The following is a 7,830-nucleotide window of genomic DNA, read 5'->3' on the forward strand; positions in this document are numbered from 1 at the left end:
CCGCGCCGAGCACCTACAAGATCACTCTCCCTGATGCCTTGACACCGCCAACAGGGCCTTAACTTCGTGGCATTGGTCCAGCATCACGCGGTGGCAATAGCCTTCCGGCCGCCCACCCCGCCCCTGAAGCCACGCGGGGACCGGTAGCAGCGGCCGGATGATCTGCCATTCGGCATCCGTCAGGTCGGAGCCGTAACAACGGACGCGGTCCGGCCCGTCCGCCGCGTTGCCGAACCTGTGCGCGAGACAGTCACACGCCGGAGACGGCGCGTTGGACTCCAGAGACGCGAGCACGAAAGACTGCGACACAGGGCCTCCTGGTACTGCTCGGTTGGGATCGCAACCCCGAGCTACCAGGAGGCCCTGCCGCTATGCCCCGACCACCGAGATCACCCGAACAGGAACCGTGCAGGAACCCTGTTCGACTGATCAAGCCTGTCCAGCGGTAAGCGGATAGCTTCTGAGGCCGGAGAACTCGTTCCCGTAGGGTCAACAGACTCGTTCGAAGCCAGGGATCGTGCCTTACGTGCCTGGAGGCACCCGTGTCATCTGACTCGGACCAACACTTGACAGCTATAGATAAAGATGGGCGCCCGGGGCGAGCACCAGATCTTCGAGAAGATCAAACGCGGCGCCCCCGGCCGCGTCACGATTGTGGTCACGCACCCTTTGGAAAACACCCGCCTCGCCGACCGCGTCCTCGTCATGGACAAGGGCCGAGTCGTCGAGCAGGCCCGTACGAGGACCTGGTCGACTCCGGCGGTCTGTTCGCCCAGCTCGTCGCTCCGGCCCAGGACCGATGACCGTACCGGCACAGAGTCGATTCCCCACGGAAGCGAGACCCGCATGACTGATACCTGGAAGACAATCGCCCGCCTTGTCCGCCGGCTGGAAGACCACTCGACCCTCCCCCGCGAGCAACGCATCCTGCTCCAGCTCCTCAAGATCCAGGAGGAAGCAGGTGAGGTCGCCGAGGCGGTGATCGGAGCCATGGGGCAGAACCCCCGCAAAGGGCACTCACACACGTGGGACGACGTCGAAGCCGAGGTCTGCGACGTCATCGTCACCGGCATGGTCGCGCTGGCCCGCATGAACCCCGATGCCCGGGCCGTATTCGCACGGCACATGGACCGCATCGCCTCTCGGGACCTGGCTGCACCGAGCAGGGCGGACGACGCTCGGCCCGCGGACGGTCACCTCGCACCGGCGACGGGACAACAGCCTTGATCGCACCCACCGTTGGTAGTCGCGACTGTCGGATGCTCTCGCGGCTGTCAGAGGCTGCGGAATCCGGCCCGGCACGACGGTGCCCACTCCACGCCGCCTACCGCACCGAAGGGAACAACGCGTGATCGCCTCCCCCGTTCACTACTGGGAACCCCTGTGGGCCTCCGGCCGCCGCTACCGGCAGATCACCGACACCGAGACCCAGCTCCTGGCCGACCACCTCGGCCCCGGCCGCGGACGGCCGGCCCTCGACGTGGGATGCGGCGACGGCGCCTTGGCCCGCCACCTGCACCACCAACTCGGCTACCAGACCATTGGCGTCGACTGCGCTCCCAGCGCCATCACTCTTGCCACGAATGCTGACCCGGGCTCAAGCGATCAGCCCCGGTTCCAGGTCATGGACTTCACCACTGACGACCTGACCGAGCTGCCGGACCCGGCCTACGCGGTCATCACCTGCCGACTCGTCTTCCGGTTCATCAACGACAAGGCGCTCTTCCTGGACCAGGTCCGTCAACTCCTCGTCCCCGGCGGGACCTTCTGGGTGGTCACCGAGCTCGCCGACCGGAGAGACGACGACGATCCCCTCAAGAGCCTGGGCATCACCGCACCCGACGTCGAACTCCTCACCGCCCGCTGGTCCACTGTGACCGCCGTAGACCTCGACCGGCTCGCCTGCTTCGCCCTGCGCCCGTGACCCAGCTCATCTGACCGGAGACCGCCGTGCAGGGCCGCTGCGCCGGCCGACCTCCTCGACCCGCAAGCCGCCCCCCGACGACAACATCCCGAACCGTGCCCCACCCACCATCCCGGATCCCACCTGACCCGATCAACCGAAAGGCCCGCCGTGACCACACCTCCCACCGCCCAACTCGATGACACCGACGGCCTGCGCCACCAGCTGGCCGACCAGCTCGCCGACGCAGGCCACATCCGCACCCCCCCCCGTCGACCACGCCCTGCGCACCGTGCCCCGGCACGCCTTCGCCCCCGATGTACCGGCCCACAAGGCGTACGCCAACGACATCGTCCCCACCACAGCGACGACGGCCGCATCACCAGCTCCCTCTCCGCCCCCTGGCTCCAGGCCGACATGCTCGAAGCGGCACGCATTCAGCCCGGCCACCGCGTCCTGGAGATCGGCTCCGGCGGCTACAACGCCGCCCTGGTCGCCGAACTGGCCGGTCCCACCGGGAGCGTCACCACCCTCGACATCGATCAGGCCGTCACCGACCGGGCCATCCGCTTCCTGGCCGAGACCGGATACGACCGCGTCCGCGTGGTCACCGCCGACGCCGAACACCTCCCCGCCGGCATCGTGCCGGACGGCGGCTTCGACGCCATCGTGGTCACCGTCGACACCTGGGACATTCCCTGGATCGATGCCCTGGCCGAGGGCGGACGTCTCGTCGCGCCGCTGCGCTTGCACCAGTACACGTGGGCCATCGGCTTCACCAAGCGTGACGGGGTCCTCCACAGCGACGAGCCGCTCATCGTCTGCGGCTTCGTGGCCATGCAGGGTGCCGGCGCCTGGGACACCCACCGCCGCACCATCCCGGGCACCGGCGTCCACCTCTCCTGGGAGGGCGGCACCCCTCTCCCTGTCGACCAGCTCGCGCCCGCCCTCATCCACGAGCCGTGCGTAGCCCGCACCCAGGTCACCGTCGGCGGGCAGGAACCCTTCGACGCCCTCACCCTCTACCTCGCCGGCACGCTGCCCGGTTTCTGCCGCCTCTCGGTCGACCCCGACGGTAACAACGGCGTCCTGAACCCGCCGCCCCGTCACTGGCCCGGTGCCGCCATCGTGCGCGGCGCCTCCCTCGCTCGGCTGACCACCGAGCGCATCGCTGACGGCGACGACGGCAACGGCGTATACGAACTGATCGTCCACGGCCACGGTCCCGCCGGTCAGCCGGCCGCCCAGGAGATGGCCAAACAGGTCCAGCACTGGCAGCGCAACCACCGCGCCGCCCCATGCCCGCGCATCACCGTCGAGCCCCTCACCGGCCCCGGTTCCCAGCGCCCCGCACGGGTTCCGAAAGAGGCACACCCAGATCTCGGTCGACTGGCCCGTCGTGCCCGGCACCGCGGCCCTGCTCACGGACGACGAAGGCCGCTACCTGCTCCACCTCCGCTCGGCGAACAAGCCCATCTGGCGGCCCGGCCAATGGGCCCTGCTCGGCGGCAACACCGAGAAGGGCGAGGACCCCGACGAGGCCGTCGTCAGGGAAATCGCCGAAGAGACCGGCCTCACCATTCCCGGCCTCACCCCCTTCGTCACCCTCGACACCCTCGACGCGGACGGCGCCTTCCAAGACCGCGTCCGTGTCTACCACGGCACCCTCAACCGCCCCGCGCACGAAATCCCGCTGCACGAGGGCGTCCAACTGCGCTGGACCCATCTGCAGGAGACAGCCGAGATGGCCATGGACCCCGGCACCCTGGCCGTCCTGCGCGCCCATCACGATTCCGCGAGCGAGGACGAGACGCCGCCGCCCGTCGTTGTCGTACGCGAGCCGCGCGAACGCAGCCGCAGCATCATCGGCGCGCACCTCGTCCTGCTGCACGAGGGGTGCGTCCTGCTGGGCAAGCGCCACCCCGCCAGCGCATACGCGCCCTCCACCTGGCACCTGCCGGCCGGACATCGCGAGGACCACGAATCGAGCCTGGCCTGCGTCATCCGCGAGGCGGCCGAGGAGACCGGCATCACAGTCGCCGAGGCCGACCTGACCTTCGCGCACGCCCTCGACCTGCTCGACCCCGGCAGCTCCACCCCGCGCCTCCAGCTCTTCTTTACCGCCACGCGCTGGGAGGGCGAGGCGACCGTCCTCGAACCCGACCGCTGCACCGAGTGGAAGTGGTGGCCACTGACCGCGCTGCCCGACCCGATCGTGGACTACACCCGCGCGGCCCTGGAAGCCATCACCAACGGCACCCACTACTCCGCCATGGGCTGGAACTGATCAACAACAGCAACACACCCCAGGAGCTCCCCTCGTGTCCGAACAGAACCGCAACACGGCAGCCTGGACCGTCTACGGTCAACGCCAGCTCGACCACGGTCACATGCCACCCGTACCCGAGACCATCACGTGGGGCCCGTGGAAGGGTGTCGGCCCCGGCACAGAGATCCTCGGCGACGTCTACGGCAGACGTGTGCGCGGCGTCTGCCGGATCCGGCGCACCCGCGCCATCGTCAGCCAATGGCAGGGCCAACCCACACACCGGCGGCAGTGCAACCGCGTGATCCAACGGTCGAGCTGTTCTTGACAGCGCGGCTCCTCGTCTCGTCGCGGCCGGCCATCCCGCGATGCCCACGAACGAGCTGGACCTGCTCGACGTCGGCGCCCCAATGCCAATGCTCGCGACTGTTAGGGCATTGCATGCACTGGTTACATGAAATGCACTAGCGGGCTACCCTCGCCATGTGCCCAAAGATCCCTGTCTCCCCGAGTGTGGCGTCGCGCGGTTCCTCACCCTGCTCAACGGCCCGTGGGCCACCCTCATCGTGCGCGAACTCCTGCGGGGCCCCCACCGCTTCACGGAACTCCGCGACGCGCTACCCGGCGTCAGCCCACACACCCTGACCAGCCGACTGCGCCAGTTCGAGCGGCACGGCATCGTCACCCGCACCGCCTACGCGGAGATTCCCCCACGCGTCGAGTACCGGCTCACTCCCCTCGGCGAAGGACTGCGCGACGTTCTCGAGGCCATGGGCGCCTGGGCGCTCACGGTTCCGGACAGCGAGGCGGACGTCACGGCCTGACGGGCCTTCTCGGTGCGGGTGGCCGTGGCTGGGTGCTGGTCAGCCGAGCGGGCTGGTGGTGTCGCGCAGGGCGGCCAGGGCCGGGGCGTACATGCGGGCCTTGATGGTGCCGAGGGTGTCGCCTGCCTTGTTCACCTGCGCCTGGGCGATCTCGATGGCGGTGGAGCGTACGGCGTCCTCGCTGACCGCCTGGTCGACGATGCCGGCCGCCGCGGCGTCCGCGCCACCGTAGCGGCGGGCGGTGAGCATGGTCTCGTGCGCGGTCTGCGGAGCCAGCCGGGACTGGATCAGGGCGGACATGCCGGGTGTGAAGGGGATGTTGATGTCCGCTTCGGGCAGGCACCAGTGCACCGGTCACACCCGTCGTCCCGACCACCTGAGCAACCGGCAGACAGCCCTTGCCGGGGGCGGCCGGTCGGGCCCCGGTGGGGAGTCCCGCTACGGATCTCCCCACCGTCGGCATGTCTAAGGGGAGAGCTGTGCGCGCACCCATTCGGGATCAGGGTTGGTGTGTGGCTCGCCTGCCACGACGACAGTCGGCACGGTCTCATTGCCGTCGTTGACCGCTCTCACCGCTGCGGCTCCTGCCGGGTCACGCCAGATGTCGACCCAGTGCAGTTGGCGGGCGCTGCGGCCCAGCCGGATGCGCAGTCGTATGCAGTACCTGCAGCCCGGCCGCCAGAAGACAACCGGTCGGTCGTCGGCCGCGCTGCGGCGCTGCGCCTCCAGTGCACCGATCGACCGTGGGAATATCAGAGGTGAGTTCATGCCTGCGAGCAGCACGAACAGCAGCAGGAGTGCCACGGCTGCGGCGGGGCTCCCGCTCAAGACCAGACCAGTCGCAACGACTGATCCACAGAGCACAAACAGCATCGGCAAGATCCAAACGCGCGTCATGATGACGCAGGTTATCGATGAGGGGACACGTTCCCGATCGGTACGAACCTGCGTGGACCGCGACACCGCGCGACGGAAAGCGGAGCGGAGGTAGATGGGCGGAGTGTGGTCTATTTCAACAACCCCTGTCCCGGTAACCTCACCCGTGGCCTGTAGCGCACCATCCCCCCACCCCCCAGGTTGCGCGACGGCGTGGATGCCACCCGCCCAACTCTGCCCCTGGCAGCCGGGTGGCCTCCCCCGTTCGCCGCCTCTAGGAGGATCACGGTGAAAGTTCGGACCAGAAGCTCTGCGATCATCGGCACCCTCTGCCTCGTCGCTTCCCTCGCCTTGACCACGGCGTCTGCCGACGAGCCGGGCGCCCCACGTCAGGCAGCGAAGGTCGTGCTCAAGGAAGTGGCCACGGCCCAGAATCCATCCGCCGGCACCGCCGGTCCCGGCGGCACCATCTGGATCGCCGAACGCGCGGGCACGGTAAGGACCTTGGGCGATCAGGGGCTCAGCGAGCCCGTCCTCGACATTTCCGGCGAGACCACGACCAGCGGCGAACGCGGCCTGCTGGGCATCACGTTCGACAAGGAGTTCGCGCACTTCTACATCTCGTTCACCAACCTCCAAGGCACCAGCACCGTGGACGAGTTCGCCGTGCGGGACGGCAAGATCCAGCCGGACACCCGGCGCACCGTCCTCACCCAGACACAGCCCTACGCGAACCACAACGGCGGCGACATCGCGTTCGGCCCCGACGGCTACCTCTACATCGCGCTCGGCGACGGCGGCTCGGGCGGCGACCCCCACGGCAACGGGCAGAACCTCGACACGCTGCTCGGCAAGCTACTGCGGATCGACCCGAGCGGTGGCAAGCCGTACGCGATCCCGCCGGACAACCCGTTCGTGGACGACCCGAACGCGAAGGACGAGATCTGGGCGTACGGGTTGCGCAATCCGTGGCGGTTCTCCTTCGATGCAGGCACGGGCGACCTGCTGATCGGGGACGTCGGCCAGAGCGCCTGGGAGGAGATCGACTGGGCCCCGGCGACCAGCAAGGGCGGCGAGAACTACGGCTGGTCCCGGATGGAGGGCAACCATCCCTTCCGTGGCGGCACCGAGCCCGCGAACCACGTTCCGCCGATCCACGAGTACGACCGCAGCGGCCAGGGCTGCTCGGTGACCGGCGGATACGTCTACCGAGGCAACGCGATCCCGGATCTCAAGGGTCAGTACGTGTTCAGCGACTTCTGCGACGGCACCGTCCGCGCTCTGCAGATGGAGAACGGCAAGGTGACCGGCGTGAGCGACCTCGGAGTCGACGGCGGCCAGGTCGCCTCGTTCGCACAGGCCGGCAATGGCGAGCTGTACGTCCTCGACCTGGGTGGCAGCATCTCCCGCATCGACCCGGTGTAAAGACTGCCGGTTGAAGGAAGCCGCAGAGCAGCGAGCATCACCCAGGTTGGCCGGATCACCTCCGGGATCTCCGGCCCGCCTGAGGCACACCCGCCGCCCCGACCCGAGAACCGTTCATGAGGTGCTCCTTTCGGTTCGGGCGGCGGGTGTCGGCTCGGACGTCAGGACCACCTTGCCGGGAGGTCCGTTCGGTGACGGGTCCGCCCAGGCCCTCGGTGGCCCCCTCGTGGCAGTCAGCTCGGGTCGGCGTCCCGGAGGTTCAGGGCGTCCGACTGCAGGGCGACGAGCTCGGCGTACGTCCCTTCCTTGGCGATGAGCTCCTTGTGCGTGCCGGTCTCCACCGTGCGGTCCTGGCGCAGCGAGTGCAGCATTGCCCGCAGCCGGCGGTCGGCGGCGGAATCGAGGCGGGAGCTGGGTTCGTGGCTGCCGGCCTGGGGGGCGTCCTGGGGGGCGTCCTGGCTAAGACGTCATCTCATTTGGGTCGGTAGCCTGTTGGTCGTGGTTTCGATCGTTGAGCGGCTGGTGCCGGATGAGTT

Annotated in this window: 8 protein-coding genes and 2 pseudogenes; 7 read left to right on the forward strand and 3 right to left on the reverse strand. The window is 68.8% G+C overall.

What is annotated here, in order from left to right:
- Positions 1-846 precede the first annotated feature (846 nt).
- From ACP4J3_RS50315 to ACP4J3_RS50340, 6 genes and pseudogenes are all read left to right on the forward strand, one after another.
- Positions 847-1,227, forward strand: coding sequence for a MazG-like family protein (locus tag ACP4J3_RS50315; RefSeq protein ID WP_426544953.1), 381 nt, complete (start codon positions 847-849; stop codon positions 1,225-1,227).
- A gap of 121 nt (positions 1,228-1,348) precedes the next feature.
- On the forward strand, positions 1,349-1,924 hold the full coding sequence (locus ACP4J3_RS50320; RefSeq protein WP_426544955.1) for a class I SAM-dependent methyltransferase: 576 nt from the start codon (positions 1,349-1,351) through the stop codon (positions 1,922-1,924).
- A 396-nt stretch (positions 1,925-2,320) separates the two neighbouring features.
- A pseudogene (locus ACP4J3_RS50325) lies at positions 2,321-2,641 on the forward strand (methyltransferase domain-containing protein); the annotation flags it as partial.
- A gap of 661 nt (positions 2,642-3,302) precedes the next feature.
- The gene (locus ACP4J3_RS50330; RefSeq protein WP_426544957.1) at positions 3,303-4,190 is read left to right on the forward strand and encodes an NUDIX hydrolase; all 888 of its coding nucleotides are present in this window, start codon (positions 3,303-3,305) and stop codon (positions 4,188-4,190) included.
- Between the two features lie 34 nt (positions 4,191-4,224).
- Positions 4,225-4,497 (forward strand): hypothetical protein, encoded by a 273-nt coding sequence (locus ACP4J3_RS50335; protein WP_426544959.1) that lies wholly within the window; start codon positions 4,225-4,227, stop codon positions 4,495-4,497.
- Positions 4,498-4,654: 157 nt separating this feature from the next.
- Positions 4,655-4,993: a winged helix-turn-helix transcriptional regulator gene (locus ACP4J3_RS50340; RefSeq protein WP_426544961.1), complete on the forward strand. Its 339-nt coding sequence runs from the start codon at positions 4,655-4,657 to the stop codon at positions 4,991-4,993.
- 39 nt (positions 4,994-5,032) lie between these two features.
- On the opposite strand, the pseudogene ACP4J3_RS50345 reads toward ACP4J3_RS50340, so the two are convergent.
- Positions 5,033-5,341 (reverse strand): annotated as a pseudogene (locus tag ACP4J3_RS50345) (enoyl-CoA hydratase-related protein); the annotation flags it as partial.
- Positions 5,342-5,458: 117 nt separating this feature from the next.
- The gene (locus tag ACP4J3_RS50350) at positions 5,459-5,890 is read right to left on the reverse strand and encodes a glutaredoxin domain-containing protein (RefSeq protein ID WP_426544963.1); all 432 of its coding nucleotides are present in this window, start codon (positions 5,888-5,890) and stop codon (positions 5,459-5,461) included.
- Positions 5,891-6,157: 267 nt separating this feature from the next.
- On the opposite strand from ACP4J3_RS50350, the gene ACP4J3_RS50355 reads away from it, so the two are divergent.
- On the forward strand, positions 6,158-7,294 hold the full coding sequence (locus tag ACP4J3_RS50355) for a PQQ-dependent sugar dehydrogenase (protein ID WP_426544965.1): 1,137 nt from the start codon (positions 6,158-6,160) through the stop codon (positions 7,292-7,294).
- Between the two features lie 233 nt (positions 7,295-7,527).
- Here the strand turns inward: ACP4J3_RS50355 and ACP4J3_RS50360 are convergent, their stop codons facing one another.
- On the reverse strand, positions 7,528-7,665 hold the full coding sequence (locus tag ACP4J3_RS50360) for a hypothetical protein (RefSeq protein WP_426544967.1): 138 nt from the start codon (positions 7,663-7,665) through the stop codon (positions 7,528-7,530).
- Between the last annotated feature and the right edge of the window lie 165 nt (positions 7,666-7,830).

The sequence above is a fragment of the Streptomyces sp. UG1 genome (assembly GCF_049974585.1).
Taxonomy (GTDB): Bacteria; Actinomycetota; Actinomycetes; order Streptomycetales; family Streptomycetaceae; genus Streptomyces.